This window comes from Sinorhizobium kostiense (assembly GCF_017874595.1).
GTDB lineage: Bacteria > Pseudomonadota > Alphaproteobacteria > Rhizobiales > Rhizobiaceae > Sinorhizobium > Sinorhizobium kostiense.
In genome coordinates this window covers 126,529-143,714 of the sequence record NZ_JAGILA010000003.1, presented here as the reverse complement: position 1 = coordinate 143,714, position 17,186 = coordinate 126,529, and the positions used below count along the sequence as shown (strand labels likewise).

The following is a 17,186-nucleotide window of genomic DNA, read 5'->3' as shown; positions in this document are numbered from 1 at the left end:
GCTCAGGCCTCCTTGGACCGTGCGGCGCGACTGGCTGCCGAGGCTTCAAGCCAGGCATAGAAGGCCTCCATACCCTCACCCGTGCGGGCAGACACGGTCAGCGTCTGCAGCCTTGGATTGACCCGCAGCGCATTGGCGATGCAGAGCCCGACATTGAAATCGAGATACGGCAGCAGGTCGGCCTTGTTGAGGATCATCAGGTCGGCGGCAGCGAACATATCAGGGTATTTCAGCGGCTTGTCCTCGCCTTCGGTGATGGACAGGACCACCACCTTGTGCGCCTCGCCGAGATCGAAGGCGGCGGGACAGACGAGGTTGCCGACGTTCTCAATGAAAAGCGCGGAACCCGCCTCGGGCGCGAGATCCTCCGCCGCATGCCCAACCATATGGGCATCGAGGTGGCAGCCCTTCCCGGTATTGATCTGAATCGCGCGGGCGCCGGTCGCGCGAATGCGGGCGGCGTCGTTTGAGGTCTGCTGGTCACCCTCGATGACACTGATGGCCAGGCGGTCCTTGAGGTCGTAGATGGTGCGCACGAGCAGGCTTGTCTTGCCCGAGCCGGGGCTGGAGACGAAGTTAAGCGCGAAGATGCCATTGCGCTCGAAATGGCGCCGGTTCTCGGCGGCATGCGCGTCGTTCTTGGAGAGAATGCGGCGCTCGACCTGGATGATCCGCTCCTGGCTCATGCCCGGGACATGGACGCCGGCGATACCGCGGCCATAGTGGACGCTGCCGTTCTCGGTGTGGTGATGGTCGTGATCGCCAAGGAGGTGGTGATCGTGGTCATGATCATGTTGGTGCTCTTGTCCTTGCCCATCATCGTTGATTTGATGATTGTGGCCATGCGCATGGGCGTGGTCCGCGCTCTGGTGCTTATGGCCCTCGATGGTCGACGTCCCGCAGCCGCATGCCGAACACATCAGATCACCTCCATGTCCCTGATCTTCAATTCGTCGCCCGCCGTCATCTGAACCCGATGCCTGCCGCAATCCGGACAGCCACCGAAGCGTTCGGCGAGCGCCACCGTCTTCGCGCAATCCAGGCACCAGCCTTTCCCGGGAACCCGATTGATTTCGAGCGTGGCGGCTTGCGCAATCGTGCCATGACGCACCGCTTGGTAGCAGAACAGCAGCGCGTCGGGGTCGGCGTGGCTCAGCACGCCGACGTCGAGGCGGACCGACTTGACGCGAGTTGCGCCATGCTGCCGGGCCGTCTCGCAGACAATGGCGATCACGCTCTCCATCAATGACAGCTCATGCATGGGCGGCCTCACGAATGCCGATGTCGAAGGGGACGCAGGGGTCGAAAAGCAAGGCAAGCAGGGAGACGGATCGCGCTGCGCTCTCACCTGTCCCGATCCGCGACAACAGCAGCCTCTCGACGAAAGGGCCCACCGGGTGAAAATTCCACTCGGTCGGCGCGAGGATGCGATAGGCGCCGAGCCGGCCGTCGCTGCCGACCTCGGCGTGGTGATAGAGCCGCCCGCGCGCGCATTCCACCGCGCCGTAGCCGCCCGCGCCCGGCGTCGGTCCGCCGGCGGCAAGCGATGACCAGTCTTGATCGCCGCTTGTCGCGAGGCGCGCGAGCTGCGCCAGGCAATCCTGGATATCGCCGATGCGTGCAAGTAGGCGCCGCGCCAGATGCGGCTTGCGGGAAAAAATGGCGCCACTGCGGCGGGCATAGGCGCCCGTTTCGACGACGCGGCCTGGAAGGTGCGGCATGCGGGCGAAATCCGGTTCATCTGGGAGACGGGCGATGACCTCGGCGTCGTCATCCGCAGTCAGGGGTTCTGGGGTCCGCTGCGCGAAGTCAGCAGCATCGCCGAGTTCCTGCAGCATCGCAGCGAGGACCGAACCTACCACCGGTTCATCGCCATCGCGGGGAGTCCCCAAGGCATGGGCGGCAGCGGTAAGCCGCGCCGCATCGGCCGCCAGGCTGTCTTTGGCGATTTGTCCGCTCCGCCCCTGCGATACAATCACGTGCGAGGCGGCGAGCGCTTCACGCAACTGCCGGCCCACACCGAGCGCCATTTTCTCCGGGAGCGGCGTCGGCCAGTGCAAGATCAGAGGGCGGAGGGTCTCGAAGATTCGCTCGGCCAGCAGGCCGGCGCCGGCGGCCACACGCTCCTCGTCGCCCATCGGCGTGTCCGTCGCATTGAGGACAGCAATCCTGCATGCAAGCGATTGCGCGAAACCGCAAAGCGAAAAGACCTGTCCCGCCAGTGCGGGCGCCTCCTCCGCCCGGCGGCCAACGAACATGCGGGCGAGCCCCTGCGGCCGGTTCGCCTTCACGGCGACCGAACAGGCGAGTCCACGCGACACCGTCACGTCGATCCGGATCGTGCCTGCACTGAGGAGATAGGTCATTCCGTCATCGCCTCCTCGTGCTTGCGGAATTTGCCGTACAACAGGTCGCGCCGATTGAGGGGAGCCGCGGGGGCCGGGGGCGGTTCGAGGGCGGACGGATCGAAGAAGGCCCGAATGGCCCCCTCGGCGGTTTCCGGCGCCGCCTCCATGGTGGCGAATTCGAAGACCGGGGAAAGCAGCGAGCAGGAATCGACACGGCCAATGGTGTCGAGCTCGCCGGCGATGAAATCCACTTCGCCCGCAGGCAAGTTGATCCGCGCTGTCGTGCCCACCGCGGCGGGCGCGGCCTGCGGCGCGTCCGGAAAATCGAGCGCCACGAGGTTCATGGACCAGGGCGTCGTAACAATCCCGAATTCGCGGCCGCCAAAGGCGCGAAAGCCGGTAGCGGCGACGCTGAGCACGGAGTTGCAGATCGACAGGTCGGCCATTGCAGCGTGAATGTGGCGGTAGCGAGCCTCGAGCCGCTGCCCGATTGCCAAGGCAAGGTCAGAATCGGCCGGGTTAGCGTTCATGACGTAGCCTGATGAACTGCGTTTGGAGCGCATCGCAATTAGGGCAGCGCCAATCCTGCGGAAGATCGGCAAAGGATGTACCGGGCTCGATCTGCCCGACGGGGTCGCCTTCAGCCGGATCGTAGACGTGCCAGCAGATGCCGCTTTCCATTGGGTCGTCGTCCGACACGACCTCGCGTTTGTCCAAATTCTCGAAGGCGCTCATCTGAAATAAGCCTCCTCGATTTCACGCATCCGCGCCTCGGAGTCCCGGAAGTCCTCCTCGGCCGCGATCGCGACGGAGGGGATGTCGCAGATCTCGAGCGTGTCGAGAATGATCGTGTCCATGGCGTTGTAGAACTGAACCGACCAGACATTGCGTGCGCCGGTCGCCACTGCGCGGCAGGTGCCGTAGCCGCGCGAGGTGAGCTGCACAGGCCCCGCGCCCAGCGTCTCCTGCAAAAACGTCATGTCTTCCGGGCTCATCGGAAAGAGGGAGAAAGCGATGACATGTGCCGGCTCGCCATCCCGGTAGCGGCCGATCCTGTCTCTGATCTCGGTCAGCACGGGCATGACGTTCATCGCGCCAGCAGGCGCCGGTCCATGGCTGATCGTTGATGGCAGCGCCGAACACACTTGCCTGACGACGGCGGGAATGCTTGCCACCTCGACATAGTCGGCGACGAGCCGGCCGTCGCCGTCGGTGAAGCGGATGCGCCAGACGCCGGCCATAACCGTTTCCTGCATCCGTGCGGTGATGCCGTTCGAAAGCGCTGCGACGCCCGCGACTTCCCCCTCGCCGAGGGCGTGGGTGATCAGTTCCTTTTCATCATCCGGATAATCCGTGATGTCGAACAGACGGCCCTTTTGGTCGGCCCTCTGGAGAGCGAGCGCCTCGGCGAGCTCCGGCAGGAGCATCGCTGTCCGCCGACATCGGCGGATCATCTCCTCGGCGCTGCTGGTGGCAAGAAAATTGAGCTTGCGCGCACGGAGCGGCGGCTGGCAGCCGATCGGCATGACAGCCATCGCCGCGTCTTCGCGCTCGGTGCCGACCCAGAAATCGGCCTTCATCGGACGATCACAGTACCGTCACGCGTGATCTCGATCTTTGGCCCGCTCGGGGGCATCATGACGGGCGCATCGGGCGCCAACCAGGCGCCGACCTTTTCGACATATTCCGACCAGTCGCGTATTTTGCCGAGGACGCCCACGGGCTTATCCCGGCGCGTGACAACCAGGCTTGGCATCACAATAACGTTGAAGCGGGCCTTGAGCTTATCCTCGGCCGTATGGCGGACTACCGCACCGCGCAGACGACCGCAGAAGAACAGCAGGAGTTCAGGAAGAATCACGGCGACGTCAATGGCCTCAGGCTGCTTTGCCGGGTCGCCTGTAAAGAACAGCAAAGCATTCTCGCTCGCCGTCGAAGCGAGGAAAGCGTCGATGTTCGTCTCATCGACGAGAGGCAGGCGCGACCGCTCGCTTAATGCGCGGACCAGAGCAGATGTCATTTTACCTCCACAAATCACCATGCGAAACGTTCCGAATGATGATCTGCAAACGGCGTGCCAGACTGAGGAAAGTTGGTTTCCGGTGATCTGTAAGGGAATATTCGCCTCAGACCCGTCCCGATGAAGACTGGACGGAAGGTCAATTTCCAACGTGGTCCTATTCTTTTCAGCCGCGCAGATGCGACGGCAGTTCCGGCTCGCGGGAGATCAGATCTGCGAACAGACATTCGAAAACTCAAATCTCTCATCGTAATGGGAATTAAAGCATTGTTTTTAAAAGATCGGCAGGTAAGTCCGAAATGACATTTTGTGACGTTGTGACGGGCGAAAATTTGTGAGGCGGGGCGGGGTTATCCACAGGCGAAGTCGCGAGCGGATGATCTGTGTAATTGCGAGACTCAAAATGCTGATGGCAAATGCTGAACCCACGCCATCACAGCGTTGGCCGCGCCAATAAGCGAGTCAACAATCTGCTGCTTGTGTGCTGTGTAGGCTCCGCCCGTTTCCTGTTGGATCACGCCTTCAACTATTATGGCAGCGACGCCAAGCGCACCCAAGCCGAGCCACCGGGCGATTCGCCGAAAAGTCGAGACCTGGGCGGCGACATTGGCGGTGTCAGGCGTCGGGCTTTCGCTTTCGCGCCTCAATTCTTTAATTGCCGCCATGACTTCTTGAAATTGCTCCTGGGTAACAGAGCGCTCGATCTCAAGCAGTTCCGGCGGATGATTATGCCCTCTGTTCGGCGCGACGCTTGCGTTTCTCAGAATGACCACCTCCAGCTCGTCAAGGCGGCCAAGCATTTCTCGGCGAAGGGCTCCAATATCTCCAGCCTGATTTGGAGATTCAGGCCCCCTTGCGAAAGATGATCCGGCGAAGGATGCCCCGGCATAGGCCGAGCCATTTACGACGTGTTCATTCAGCGGGGCAGCACCGACGGCGCCAGAGGGTTCCGGCGCGTCTACCATTAAGCCGCGACCGCGTTCGACCGCGAGAATGCGGTGATTTCCATCCATTAGATAGGTTTGGCCGGGAGGCAAGTCCGGAAACTCCTCACTGTCGTCAGTGACTTCAGAGATATCCGGCAAGGGCTCTTCCATGGAGTAAATGCCGTCGTCAGCTTTCCTTGGCGTATATGTCACCGGTTCGCCCTGATGTGTGACCGGCTCCCCTCGAAAAGTGACCACTTCCGGTTCCACTCCATTATCGGCAGTGATATCGCCACTGTCCGCCGTGACGAAAGCGGATGAAGCTCTACGCACGGCGAAAGCCTGCTCGGCAAAAGACTCGCCAGCAAACGCGGCGAACGAGTCAGACGACGGGACAACTGGCGGCTCGTCGTGGCCAACATAGCCGTCTTCTACATAGCGATCCTCAACATAGCCGTTGTCTCGACCGCGCCGTGTATAATGCCGAGACTCAAAGTCATCCCGATCATAGTCCGCCTCGTCGAAGGCATTGATGCTAAGCTGCCGTGTGAATTCGCCGGGTCGAAGCCCTAGCTCGGTTAAAATGTCCGGGTCTGTTTCATCATCGAAGCGAACAAGATAGCCGTAGATTTCACCATCGTTGCCGTCGATTATCTCAACTTCCCAGTCCGTCTCTTCTAACAGACTAACATCAACACCCCATTGCGCCGCTATCGCCTCTGCCCTCTGGTCTTCATCAAATGCCATGGTGTGCCCTATGATTCATGATATGCGGTCCAAAATAGACGAGATACGAGCAACGAAAAGCCCGCCGGTGAAGACCGGGCGAGATAGGGGCGAAGGTGCTTCGGAATGACGATACGAACAGAGTAGCGCCCGTTGCGTTCTTTCCAGTGCCGGAGATTGCCAGCCATTTGAAACCATTTTGCGACGCCAATATGGGCTAAAAGCCTTATGGCGCAAGGGCTTCCAAAGATTTCAAATGGATAGAATGGTGGGCGATGAGAGACTCGAAAACTCAAATCGCTCATCGCAATGCGGCAAATTGTTTTTAAAAGATAATTAGTTACGACTAATAAGAAGTTTTGTGACGTTTTGATGGTCTTAGTTTTGTGACGCGGACAGGGGTTATCCACAGTCTGAATCGTGCGGGCTATCTCCATTCGTCCAACTCGGCCTTGCTGTTGAAGCGCCTCATTAAGAAACCACCCTTGAGGGCAAAAGTGCCGTCTTCGAATTGCACTTCCACGCCGTTCCTGAAGGCTTTGGCCGTGCCTGAATACTTTTCGACGCTCACTACTTTGGAGTGATAATCGGGGTCTATTCCGCCATTCTGTTTTAGTTTTTCCAGATATTCGAAGTAAATTTTGTTGGCCTCGTTGGTACTGTCTAGCTCATCCTGCTTCTGTTGCTCGATTTTTCTCTCTTGATCTTTCACCGCTCTTGCAATGATTTTTGCCTTCAGAGATTCAAGGTAGCTCTTGTCACCTAGGGCAAGGTATTTTTGCGCGAACTCATCAATGTAGCCCGCGCCATAGCTTTCGATGTCCTTCGCCGCGGCCGCTATGTCATCATCAACGTCAAGAAGCGCCAGCCACTTCCCTTCGTCGTAATTCTTCGATTCTACCTCGACCTTCACCGGGGACATGTGGAGGGGTTGCTCATTCCGTATGGTCGGGGAATACGGCGTCGGCGCATTGGCACGCCCGGCGACTGCTAGTGCAATAATCCCTAACAAGGGAAGCAGCGCACATACGAGCGCCCACGCTGCCGCATCGCGATTTCTCGACTTTGCCATTTCTGAGCCAATCACAGCGAAAACGACGGCCAAAATCAGATAGACGATTAGGAAAGCCATGATGCCACCTTTTGGTTGTCCTCAACTGTTAAAAGTCAGCCTGCGAACGCCGTCAACAGATACCAATACAATGCCCGCCGATCTTCACCGGCGGGCACGACATCGAAAGTCAGAAGAACAACGCGCTTGCGGCGACGAAAAGCGCCAGAAGCATGCGATGTTCGATAATGATGGTGATGCGCATTCGCGTCTCCAACATTGGAATCTCACCGTGAAAGACGGCGCACTTTCAGCAGCTGCTGAGGGGTTGCGTGCGGCTGGCGAAGCCGAGATACCGCCAATGCAGGATGGTCGAATTCCTGTTATTTTAGCGACCAACTTGAGGCGGATTCTGTCATAGCCAAAATCATTTCGCAGGCGAAATGTTATGTAATAACACTACGCCGCAAATTCTATCACGATACCGTTGAGATGCTAGTATGGAGGGCTAGCCGAAAGCGGCCTTGGCGGAAGAATCCCAGAAATCACATAGTAAGTAGGCATCTCATTCAACTCATAGCGATCTGCACATTGTGGGGTTCGTGCTTATCGCGAAGGTGATCTAGCTTTAAATCGGGGTAGGCTATTGCGTCGACCAGTTCCACGTTGCTCAAGCATCCCTTGCGCAAGAAAGCCGTTTCGCTGCGTCATTGTTGATCAATTGGGATGGCTTTAATTCGATCCATTGCTGCGGCAAGGCCAGGAAGCATAACTTCGCTGCGACCGTAAAGCTCCTGGGAGCCGCCGTCAGTGCGCCCCGTCATGTAGTGGCGGGCGTCCTCCGGCACGCCGTCGCGACGGCAGAGATCTTCGAACAGGTGACGCCAGCCGTGATTAGGGGAAAGCTCCGGGCGTTTGTCGAAAGGTATCAGCCCGCGAACCCATGTGCTGATACGCGGCTGGACCGAAACTTCGTCCTTCGTCTCGCCCGTGAACAGACGGCCAGCCTTTGCGCCCCTGATGAAGTCCAGCAAGCCTTCGTCGGCAAGTGCTTTATGGACAGGGATACGGCGTTCACTCCTGGCCTTCTTCAAGGCACGGTTGCCAGCGGTCGTCACTTTCCAGAACCACCGGCCACTTACCTCAAAGAAGTCTCCTTGCGAAGGCTTCCGGCTTCGCTGACGCGCATGCCCGAATAGGCACATAGCCAGGGTATCCACCGGAACATTGCCTTATCCTCTTTCCGGGCGGCTTTAAGCACAAGCTTAGCCTCGTCCATCGTGAAGGCGCGAAGGTAAGAGGGTAGGTCGTGTAGTCAGGGGCCTTGATGCCGTTGAGCGGGTCGCCAGCCGGGAAGAAGTTCGCCGGATCGTTCTGCCTTCCCCAATTCAGGACCGTGCGAAGGTTCTGAAGCATCGCCTTCACGGTGCGGTTGTGCCCTTGACCGCATCGGTATTCCGGCCAGCCGGGCGCGCTCAAGGCGAGCGCCGACTAGTTCCTCCAGTTCGCCATCGGTCAGCTTCCCGGCGAAGCCATCACGGAAGCGCCGGGCGTGGTCAAAGTCGATTTCGAACTGTGCATATCGGTGGTCGGTCGCGCGTAGCTGCGCATCAAAGTCGATTTGGCTCTGATGATCGCGAAGAGCGATCTGCTGGACCGTGAGAGGGTAGGCGGGCGCACTTGCCTGCTTGCCGGTCGCGGCCTCATGCTTCTGCCGAGCGATGCCGATTTGACGCTGGATTGAAGCGACGGCGGCGGCGTGTTGCGGAGGGCCGTGCGCCGGTCGCCGCCTAGCTGGATTTCCAGTTCCGTCTTGTTGTCGAGATAGGGCCGAAGATTAGGCGGGATGACGAGACGGGCCGAATAACGCCCGTTGCGCTCTTTCCAGTGTTGGGGCTTGGCAGCCATTCGAAACCCATTATTCTCGTCCTTCGACCGCTTCGGCCAGACTCGCAAGCGCATCGTCGATCGCGCGCGCTTCTTCAGCTTCGAGCACGCGGATGGCTGAGCCGAGATGGGTGAGGATATGAGTGCCCGGCGGCTGCGGGCCGACCAGCATCAGAGAGATCGTGGTTGTCTTACCGTGGCGCTCGCACTGGGCTGCGAACTCGTTGCCGGCAACGACCCGCATGGGAATGCCTATGCACATGATGCTTTCCTCAATTCTCGACAAAGAAGATCGGGAGCAGGCGCCCTGGGATATGGTTCAGCCGGCAAGCAGAGCCGCCCGACCGGGCCATGCGCATCGCGGCATGCCCGGCTTTACCGAACCTGAGCGAGGCCAGACCGATGCCCACGGCGTGTAGGGCGGTTGTCGCGGCAAGGAAGCCGGCCACATAACCCCCAGCGTACGCCATTGCCGGAAGCTCGATTCCCTGGGCGTGGCCATGGAACAGCGCCGAGACGCCAACCACGGCCGCCGCCACATGCGCCGGAACCTTCACCTCAAAGGCCACAAGTAGGCCAAGCACAGCCACCGCTAGTGCGGTCGACGTCTCCACCATGGGAAGCGGGACCCCGGTGCTCCCCATCACGCCGCCGACAGCCATCAACCACACGAAGGCGGAGGGAACTATCCGGCGAGCCTTGCCGCCCACCGTCGACGCCCAGAAGCCGACCGCGACCATCGCCAGGATGTGGTCGAGGCCGCTGAACGGGTGGCCAAGACCAGCTCCATCGTATGCAGGCGGACATCGGCATGGGCGACGCCGGATACCCCCAAGGCGGCGAGTGTCGCCCCGATCCTGTGGTATGTCATGGATGTTCTCCTCAGAAATTCAGGGCGGCCGCTTCGGTACGGCGTTCGTAATTGTCGAAGTCGATATCGTTTTCGAGGAGCGGCGGCACTACCGCGTCCTCGGGCCGTGCGGTCACCGGAACGCCCCAGTCACGCAATATCCGGACCGCCGTCTTGACCGCGGCAGGTAAGACGGCCTTGACGGGCTCTGTAAGCGGTCCGCCCCAGTCCTCAAGATGGAGCGGCTGACAGCCGATCAACGCCAGCCGCTCGGGATAGTGGCCCATGAAATCTGCAGCGCTCAGCACCTCCTGGAAGCCGGTCTGGTGCAGGCTCATTTTCTTGGCGCCCGTGAACTTCGGCACTTCGTTGTCTTCCACTACCTTCATCGTGCCCGGCTCAAGTCCATAGTCGATGGCGTCGAAGACGATCAGCCGATCGTGCTCGTTGACGAACTGGACGAGGTAGAGCCCCTGCGTGCCGCCGTCGAGGATGGTGACGTTATCAGGGACTTCATAGGTTTTGTGGAAATGCTCCACCGCCCGGACGCCAAAGCCCTCGTCGGCCCAGAGGATGTTGCCGATGCCGAGCACGAGAATGCGAGGTGTCGGCGCGGATATCAGAGGATAGGGAGCCGCCATCTAGTCCTCCCGGTCCTTGAACAGCCGCTCGCCCGAGATCATCGAAGAGATGATGCTCTGCCGGCACATAATGTCCTCGCGCACCGCCACATAGATGTGGACCATCACGAAGACGAGGATCACCCACATGCCGAGATGATGGAAGGTGTGGATGTCCTGGCTGTTCGGCCAGATCGAGAACACCCAGCCAAACAGTGCATATTCTAAGCTGTCGCGGCCCGCGCCCTCGCTATAAAGCGCAAAGCCGGTGATCACCATGAAGAAGAGGGGCAAGGTGAACATCGGGAGCATGGCGAGCTGCGCCAACGGATTATGGCCGACATATTTCTTCGGCTGGCGCGCCAGGAATGTGTACCACCGCACCTCGTGCAGCCATTCCTTCCAGAAGCGGCCGCTCCAGAACGGCACATAGAAGATCTGCCGCGCGTGGACATTGCCGACAAAGGCCCAGTAGAGGCGGAGGATCAGGAACACGGCGAGGACCTGCCCCGCCGCGAAGTGCATGAAGCGGATGTAGCCCATAAGGAAGTTGGCACTCGCCTCGCCGGGCACGGACGGCAGCGGCGAACCGATGAAATATCCGGTGAGGGCGAGCGTCAGGATCGAAAAGGCGTTGACCCAGTGCCAGATGCGCACTGGAGCTTCATAGACATAGACGTTCTGACCCTGGACGGCGTCTTCGCCATCGGCGGCGATAGATTCATGGATGGTCATGATCGAGCCTCCTCACCGGACCTGGACCCTGGCCATTTCCTGACCATGCGGGCTCATGACGTGCGTCGAACACGCCAGGCATGGATCGAAGGAATGGATGGTCCGGAGAATTTCGAGGGGCTGGGCCGGATCGGACATCGGGGTATCGATGAGCGATGCCTCGAAGGCGCCGATATTGCCTTTAAGGTCGCGCGGGCTGCCGTTCCATGTTGTGGGAACGACGCACTGATAATTGTCGATCCTGCCGTCCTTGATCTTGATCCAGTGCGCGAGCGCGCCGCGGGGCGCCTCGGAAAAGCCGACGCCCTTGACCTCCTTGGGCCAAGTTTCCGGTTTCCACTTGTCGATATGGGCAGTCGAAGAGTCACCGGCCTTGATGTTGGCGATCAGCTTGTTCTGGAAATAGCGCATCTGGTGGCCAGCCCAGCTCGATTCGAGTGCGCGCGCCGCAGTACGGCCCAGCGTCGAAAAGAGCGCCGAGACCGGCAGGCCGAGATCCGTGAGCACCCTGTCGACCGGATCCTTGAACTCCGCCTTGTTCTGCGCATAACCGATCACCCAGCGGGCGAGGGGGCCGACCTCCATGGCATGGCCGCGCCAGCGCGGCGCCTTGATCCATGAATATTTCGCAGCCTCGTCAAGCTGCTCGATATTCGTCCTGGTGCCCTTGGCATTGAGGCCCAGTTCATAGTGAGGCTCGGTGACGCCGTCCCAGGGATGGAGGCCCTTGGTCTCGTCGGGATATTTGTACCAGGAGTGGGTCACGAATTCCTGGATCTGTTCGGGGTCCGCATGGTCGACCGGATGGACTTCCGCGAGATTGCCGTTGATGATCGCGCCACGGGGCAGCTTAAGGCTGGCGTCGGAATAGTCGTTGGCATGTTCCGGCAAGTCGCCATATGCCAGAATGTTTTTGCCCGATAGCCCACCACCATAGAGCCATTCCTTGTAGAAGGATCCGATGGCCATGATATCGGGGACATAGACCTTGTTATTGAACTCAATGATCTGATCGATGATCGAGGTCACCAAGTTCAGCCGTTCCATATTGATCGCGCCGACGGCGCCTGTGCCGTCGAGATTTATCGCGCAGGGCACGCCGCCGACGAGCCAGTTGGGATGCGGGTTCTTGCCGCCGAAGATCGTGTGGATCTTGACGATCTCCTTCTGGAAGTCGAGCGCCTCCAGATAATGCGCCACCGCCATCAGATTGGCCTCAGGCGGCAGCTTGTAGGAAGCATTGCCCCAATAGCCGTTCTTGAAGGGGCCGAGCTGGCCAGATTCGACGAACTTCTTGAGCCGGGTCTGGATGTCCTTGAAATAGCCTGGCGAGGAAAGCGGCCAGTCGGAGACTGATTGCGCCAGCGCCGAGGTCGCCTTGGGATCGGCCGAAAGCGCCGAGACCACATCCACCCAGTCGAGTGCGTGGAGATGATAGAAATGTACGATGTGGTCATGCACCTGGAGCGCCAGCTGCATCAGGTTGCGAATAGAGTTCGCATTGTCCGGAATGGCGATACCGAGCGCATTTTCCACGGCGCGCACCGACGTCAGGGCATGTGTGCCGGTGCACACACCGCAGATACGTTCGGTAAAGGCCCAAGCGTCGCGCGGATCTCGGTTCTTGAGGATAACCTCGATGCCCCGCCACATCGTGCCGGTCGACACGGCGTTGCGGATGATGTTGTTTTCGTCGACATTCACCTCGATCCGCATATGACCCTCGATGCGGGTGACCGGATCGACGACGATGCGCCTGCCGGAATTGTCGAGCGTAAAGCCGTTCGGAGTTTGACTTGTCACGTTGGTGTTCCTCCCCTGAGGATTAGGCGCCGGCTTTTTCGCGCTTGCTGGCGACGCGCTTGACGGCAGACACGGCGGCATGCGCGGCGATCGCGCCGCCCACGATGCCCGCCGCGGTCAACCCGACCTTGTCGGCATTCGCCTCGATCCCGAACTGATGGAGGTTGGTCAGCCGGTCATAGAAGCTGCCATTGTCCCAGAAGCCGTCTTCCGAACAGCCGATGCAGCCGTGGCCCGACTGGATCGGGAACGAGACGCCACCGTTCCAGCGGACAGTGGAACAGGCATTGTAGGTTGTCGGACCCTTGCAGCCCATCCTGTAGAGGCAGTACCCCTTGCGCGCACCCTCGTCGTCCCACTCCTCGACGAACTGGCCGGCGTCGAAATGCGGGCGCCGGTAGCACTTGTCGTGAATGCGCTGCGAATAGAACATCTTCGGTCGCCCCTGCCGGTCGAGTTCCGGCAGCTTTCCGAAGGTGGTGATGAAGGTGACGACGCCGGTCATAACCTCAGCGATCGGCGGACAGCCGGGAACTTTGATGATCGGCTTGTCGAGAATGACCTTGTCGATCGGCGTTGCCTGGGTCGGATTGGGTTTGGCGGCCTGCACGCAGCCCCAGGAGGCGCAGGTACCCCAGGCGATGATGGCAAACGCGTCCTCGGCCATCCATTTCAGCTTCTCGACGAAGGGCCGTCCGCCGTCGATGCAGAACATGCCGTCCTCGTTGAGCGGCGGATTGCCCTCGACGGCGAGGACGAACTTGCCCTTGTACTTCTCCTTGGTCTCTTCGAGGATCGCCTCGGCCTGATGGCCGGCGGCCGCCATGATCGTATCATCATAGTCGAGCGAGATCATCGACAGGACCACGTCCTTGACCAACGGATGGGCCGAGCGGATGAAGCTCTCCGAACAGCATGTGCATTCGAGGCCGTGCATCCAGATGACGGGCACGCGTTCCTTGGTCTCCAGCGCCATCGCCATTGCCCTCGCCGCTCCCGACCCGAAGCCGAGGCTCGCGGCCGTCAAGCTGCAGAACTTGGTAAAACTGCGCCGGGTAATCCCCTGGCGACGAATGACGTCATAAAAGGTCTCGGCAGCTGCCATGTTGCTCCTCTAGCAATCCAATCCCCATCACACCGCCCGGATGGACATCGGGGGAGTCTGTCAGGAATGTTCGCAGCAAGAAGCGGGCCAGTTCTGAATCCCGAGGCCTACTTTCCTCCTGTACCTCCGAAAATTTCCGGGCTGGTTATACCTTTCTTCAAAAAAGGTATAACGACGCAGTCATGCTGAAGCCGATCGATCTCATGTATCAGACGATGCTCGCGGAGCTGGGACAGCGTTCGCTCGACGCGGCATGGTCCGTCCACTTTCCCCCGGATGGTCGCTTCACTCCTGTCACGGTGAAGCAGCGACGGTACTGGTACTTCGACCAGCCTGACGGCGAAGGCGGTCGCATGATGTCGCTAAGTCGGTCCTGCGAACGATCCCGAAGTTGCAAAGCGTGTCGAGGAGTTCAAAGCGCAAAAGGCTGATCTTCGGGCATGGCGTCGAATAGTCTCCACCCTCACCCGCGAAGGCGGGATGGCCGCGCCGGAATCCAGCGCGCCTCTCAGCGTCAATGTCCAATGCACCTCTTTTACCCTTTTTAACGGTTTCGAAGTCCCGAGTTAACCGCGCGGATGACACTAACGGGCTAGCTCTTCTCTCTCGCAATCGGCGTCTGAGATCAGCGACTGTCTCCAAAACGGGTCATCGCTCATGATTGTTACCGCTCCCCGGAGCCGCCTTCACTCTACCTATCTATCTCGCGTGGCGGCCGAAGTCAGAACACGTGTGCAACTAAAGAGAAGTTGTCGTTTCATAGTACGGCTGGTCTATCCGGCGAGGGCCTTGCGGAATCTGACAATGATTAAGGCGGTCGTTGTGCAGATATCTGAAAGCGGTGCCCGAATAAGGACAAGCTATTCTGCAGTTCCAGATCACTTTTATGTCGTGCTCGGAAACTACGAATACTTTATGGGAGCAACTGTATTTCACCGCTCAAAGGATGAAATTGAGGTGGAGTTCATCAAACCGCAGCCTTCTCGTTTTGTTAACGTTCTTTCGCGTGTCCAGTTTCCACTCGCGACTATTCATGATCTGAAGAGCGTTCTTGAGGCCGACCAGTACCGCTTGTCGTGACCTTCAGCCGATATTGCCGCGCCGAGGACGCGGCTGATGCTTCCTCGCGGGAGGGAGCATTTCGGAGAGTGTGGGGTTTGTGAGTTTCGGCTAGGTCGCGGGAGTCTGATGCGTTGGACATCCTATTGGTTGAAGACGATGATCTGGTCGCAAAAACGATCATCCACTCCTGGCCAGTGCCGGGAGACAATATCCATTTGCTTTCAAGCTATAAGCGGTGCCTGCGGACGATACACAGCGCGGAGATTAATTTCTTTGACGGTGCGATCGTTGACGTAAATTTGCCGGACGGGAACGGGCTGGAGATACTCCGCACGGTCAGGAGGCACTCGGATATCCCTCTGATCTTGATTTCAGGCATAGGAAGCCCAGAGAGTCGGGCAACCGCGTTGGATGCGGGCGCCGACGATTATGTAATGAAGCCGTTTTCGGTTCGTGAACTCCAGGCTCGCCTCACCCGCGTTGTGGCAAAATCGGGGAGCAAGCGCTTCGCGGTTCCTCCGGGCGAGTTGGCGATTGGAAGCGTTTGTTGCGACTTGACTACGAGGGCCCTAATCTGCCGCGGCAAAACCCTGCCCCTTACCGATCTCGAAACCCGTTTGCTGTCAGAACTCAACAGAAACCTCGGACGGGCCTGCAGCAAATCGCAGCTTTCCAAGCATGCTTGCTTCCGGGAGTATGACCCGCGCGACAAGACGCTGGATGTGTACATCGCAAGATTGAGAAGAAAGATCGGTGAGTTGGATTCGAACAGTGTGGAGTATGTGCAGACGGTTCGTGGAGTCGGATATCGTTTACTTACGTCAATGGGGACGACTGCTACGTCAAACACGCCGAAATCCAAAGAATGAGGTTCAAGGTGAAGGCGGTAATTGTTGATGACGACCAGGAGATCTGCGAGCTTCTGCAATTCCAACTGCAGCACCTCGGAGTTGAGGCCCGTGCAGTTACAAAAGCTAGCGACGTGCTCGATGCTGTGAAGCAGGAGAGCCCCGATATTGTGTTTGTCGACATGTCTCTCGGTGAAGCCGATGGAGTTGATGTTTTCCATATTCTCCGGGACATCCGCTTTATGGGGGCTCTCGTCATAGTCAGCGGTCATCCTGAAAGCGTGCTTCGTCACGCGAGGGATGTTGCCCTTCGCCTCGGGCTGGATGCAAAGGCGCCACTGAAAAAGCCATTCCGGCTGCAAGATTTGAGACGTGTTCTAGACGAGGCGAGCAGGGGCCCATCGGCGAATTTCCCGCGCGTTTTGAAACCATGTCCCGAGGGGCTCTTACGCGAGGGGATTCGGAAGAATTGGCTCGAATTCGGGTTTCAGCCGAAGGTTGAGCTCAAGACTGGATGCCTCAGGGGGGCAGAGTGCCTGGCTCGAATTAGGCACCCCAGCGCAGGTCTGCTCTTTCCCGGTCAGTTCTTGCCCTCGGCTGACGACGACGATCTTCATGAACTCACCGTCAGGGCCGCGGAGGCCGCGGCAAAAGCCGCATCACTCGATTTAGGGGACGGTGTGCCGCTCCGTTTCTCGATAAATGTTTCCACCCGAAGCATGCAGCCGGCATTGATTTTGCAACTCAAAAAGGTTCGTGATGGCGCGGTTAGGCCCGTTGACCTGATCTTGGAGATCACCGAAAGCGACCTTGGTGGTGATAGTTCGGTCTGCCAAGCATTTGCAACACGCGCTGTCTTGCATGGCTTCAAGATTTCAATCGATGATTTCGGTTGCGGTTACGCCACCTTTGAACGGCTGCGGCGTACACCCTTCTCTGAACTCAAGTTGGATCGATCTGTCGTAGCTGGATGTTCAGGCGACCGCGCTTTGAGAAATATCTGCGTTGCGACCATCCAGTTGGCCCACGGCTTTGACGCACTCGCAGTTGCTGAAGGCGTCGAGACTCAGGAGGATGCCGCCGTTCTTGCCGAGATTGGGTGTGACATCGCGCAAGGTTATCTCTTTGCACCCGCATTGCCTCTGGAGGAATTTGCGGCATACGTTCGATCCCCCATTGAAGCCCGTTACAAGACAAAATCGTAG

Annotated in this window: 20 protein-coding genes and 1 pseudogene; 5 read left to right on the top strand and 16 right to left on the bottom strand. The window is 59.1% G+C overall.

The window, feature by feature from the left end:
• Positions 1 to 2: 2 nt before the first annotated feature.
• The 9 genes from hypB to J2Z31_RS13390 form a co-directional block, all read right to left on the bottom strand.
• The gene (hypB, locus tag J2Z31_RS13430) at positions 3 to 920 is read right to left on the bottom strand and encodes a hydrogenase nickel incorporation protein HypB (RefSeq protein WP_028002592.1); all 918 of its coding nucleotides are present in this window, start codon (positions 918 to 920) and stop codon (positions 3 to 5) included.
• Complete coding sequence (gene hypA / locus J2Z31_RS13425) at positions 920 to 1,261, bottom strand: hydrogenase maturation nickel metallochaperone HypA (RefSeq protein ID WP_028002591.1); 342 nt, start codon at positions 1,259 to 1,261, stop codon at positions 920 to 922. Before hypA ends, hypB begins: the two co-directional genes overlap by 1 nt.
• Positions 1,254 to 2,366, bottom strand: coding sequence for a hydrogenase assembly protein HupF (locus J2Z31_RS13420; protein ID WP_028002590.1), 1,113 nt, complete (start codon positions 2,364 to 2,366; stop codon positions 1,254 to 1,256). Before J2Z31_RS13420 ends, hypA begins: the two co-directional genes overlap by 8 nt.
• Positions 2,363 to 2,878 (bottom strand): [NiFe]-hydrogenase assembly chaperone HybE, encoded by a 516-nt coding sequence (hybE, locus tag J2Z31_RS13415; RefSeq protein WP_028002589.1) that lies wholly within the window; start codon positions 2,876 to 2,878, stop codon positions 2,363 to 2,365. The genes J2Z31_RS13420 and hybE overlap by 4 nt, the downstream gene beginning before the upstream one ends.
• Complete coding sequence (locus tag J2Z31_RS13410; RefSeq protein WP_028002588.1) at positions 2,868 to 3,083, bottom strand: rubredoxin; 216 nt, start codon at positions 3,081 to 3,083, stop codon at positions 2,868 to 2,870. Before J2Z31_RS13410 ends, hybE begins: the two co-directional genes overlap by 11 nt.
• On the bottom strand, positions 3,080 to 3,928 hold the full coding sequence (locus J2Z31_RS13405; RefSeq protein WP_028002587.1) for a hydrogenase expression/formation protein: 849 nt from the start codon (positions 3,926 to 3,928) through the stop codon (positions 3,080 to 3,082). The genes J2Z31_RS13410 and J2Z31_RS13405 overlap by 4 nt, the downstream gene beginning before the upstream one ends.
• Positions 3,925 to 4,518 carry a thioredoxin domain-containing protein gene (locus J2Z31_RS13400; RefSeq protein ID WP_328243363.1) on the bottom strand — a complete coding sequence of 198 codons (594 nt, stop codon included), beginning with the start codon at positions 4,516 to 4,518 and terminating at the stop codon, positions 3,925 to 3,927. Before J2Z31_RS13400 ends, J2Z31_RS13405 begins: the two co-directional genes overlap by 4 nt.
• 248 nt (positions 4,519 to 4,766) lie before the next feature.
• A complete protein-coding gene (locus tag J2Z31_RS13395; RefSeq protein WP_028002585.1) occupies positions 4,767 to 6,041 on the bottom strand; it encodes a hypothetical protein in 1,275 nt (424 codons plus the stop codon).
• 406 nt (positions 6,042 to 6,447) lie between these two features.
• Positions 6,448 to 7,152 carry a PLD nuclease N-terminal domain-containing protein gene (locus J2Z31_RS13390; protein WP_028002584.1) on the bottom strand — a complete coding sequence of 235 codons (705 nt, stop codon included), beginning with the start codon at positions 7,150 to 7,152 and terminating at the stop codon, positions 6,448 to 6,450.
• Position 7,153: 1 nt separating this feature from the next.
• Here J2Z31_RS13390 and J2Z31_RS13385 point away from each other — a divergent pair, with 1 nt between their 5' ends.
• Complete coding sequence (locus tag J2Z31_RS13385) at positions 7,154 to 7,492, top strand: hypothetical protein (RefSeq protein WP_150852053.1); 339 nt, start codon at positions 7,154 to 7,156, stop codon at positions 7,490 to 7,492.
• A gap of 286 nt (positions 7,493 to 7,778) precedes the next feature.
• Here the strand turns inward: J2Z31_RS13385 and J2Z31_RS29250 are convergent, their stop codons facing one another.
• From J2Z31_RS29250 to J2Z31_RS13350, 7 genes are all read right to left on the bottom strand, one after another.
• Positions 7,779 to 8,165 carry a site-specific integrase gene (locus J2Z31_RS29250; RefSeq protein ID WP_234710692.1) on the bottom strand — a complete coding sequence of 129 codons (387 nt, stop codon included), beginning with the start codon at positions 8,163 to 8,165 and terminating at the stop codon, positions 7,779 to 7,781.
• Positions 8,166 to 8,989: 824 nt separating this feature from the next.
• Positions 8,990 to 9,220 (bottom strand): HypC/HybG/HupF family hydrogenase formation chaperone, encoded by a 231-nt coding sequence (locus J2Z31_RS13375; protein WP_084617830.1) that lies wholly within the window; start codon positions 9,218 to 9,220, stop codon positions 8,990 to 8,992.
• A 10-nt stretch (positions 9,221 to 9,230) separates the two neighbouring features.
• Complete coding sequence (locus J2Z31_RS13370; protein ID WP_234710691.1) at positions 9,231 to 9,698, bottom strand: HupE/UreJ family protein; 468 nt, start codon at positions 9,696 to 9,698, stop codon at positions 9,231 to 9,233.
• Positions 9,699 to 9,840: 142 nt separating this feature from the next.
• On the bottom strand, positions 9,841 to 10,449 hold the full coding sequence (locus J2Z31_RS13365) for a HyaD/HybD family hydrogenase maturation endopeptidase (protein ID WP_050577622.1): 609 nt from the start codon (positions 10,447 to 10,449) through the stop codon (positions 9,841 to 9,843).
• Positions 10,450 to 11,163 (bottom strand): Ni/Fe-hydrogenase, b-type cytochrome subunit, encoded by a 714-nt coding sequence (gene cybH / locus J2Z31_RS13360; RefSeq protein ID WP_028002580.1) that lies wholly within the window; start codon positions 11,161 to 11,163, stop codon positions 10,450 to 10,452.
• Positions 11,164 to 11,175: 12 nt separating this feature from the next.
• Positions 11,176 to 12,966, bottom strand: coding sequence for a nickel-dependent hydrogenase large subunit (locus tag J2Z31_RS13355; protein ID WP_028002579.1), 1,791 nt, complete (start codon positions 12,964 to 12,966; stop codon positions 11,176 to 11,178).
• 22 nt (positions 12,967 to 12,988) lie between these two features.
• Positions 12,989 to 14,071, bottom strand: a complete 1,083-nt coding sequence (locus J2Z31_RS13350) for a hydrogenase small subunit (RefSeq protein WP_028002578.1) — start codon at positions 14,069 to 14,071, stop codon at positions 12,989 to 12,991.
• A 185-nt stretch (positions 14,072 to 14,256) separates the two neighbouring features.
• Between J2Z31_RS13350 and J2Z31_RS29245 the strand changes: the two are divergent.
• From J2Z31_RS29245 to J2Z31_RS13335, 4 genes and pseudogenes are all read left to right on the top strand, one after another.
• A pseudogene (locus J2Z31_RS29245) lies at positions 14,257 to 14,569 on the top strand (nucleotidyltransferase family protein); the annotation flags it as partial.
• A 306-nt stretch (positions 14,570 to 14,875) separates the two neighbouring features.
• Entirely contained in the window at positions 14,876 to 15,151 is a 276-nt protein-coding gene (locus J2Z31_RS13345; protein WP_028002577.1) for a hypothetical protein, read from the top strand.
• 113 nt (positions 15,152 to 15,264) lie between these two features.
• Positions 15,265 to 16,002, top strand: a complete 738-nt coding sequence (locus J2Z31_RS13340; RefSeq protein ID WP_028002576.1) for a response regulator transcription factor — start codon at positions 15,265 to 15,267, stop codon at positions 16,000 to 16,002.
• Positions 15,999 to 17,186: an EAL domain-containing response regulator gene (locus J2Z31_RS13335; protein ID WP_028002575.1), complete on the top strand. Its 1,188-nt coding sequence runs from the start codon at positions 15,999 to 16,001 to the stop codon at positions 17,184 to 17,186. Before J2Z31_RS13340 ends, J2Z31_RS13335 begins: the two co-directional genes overlap by 4 nt.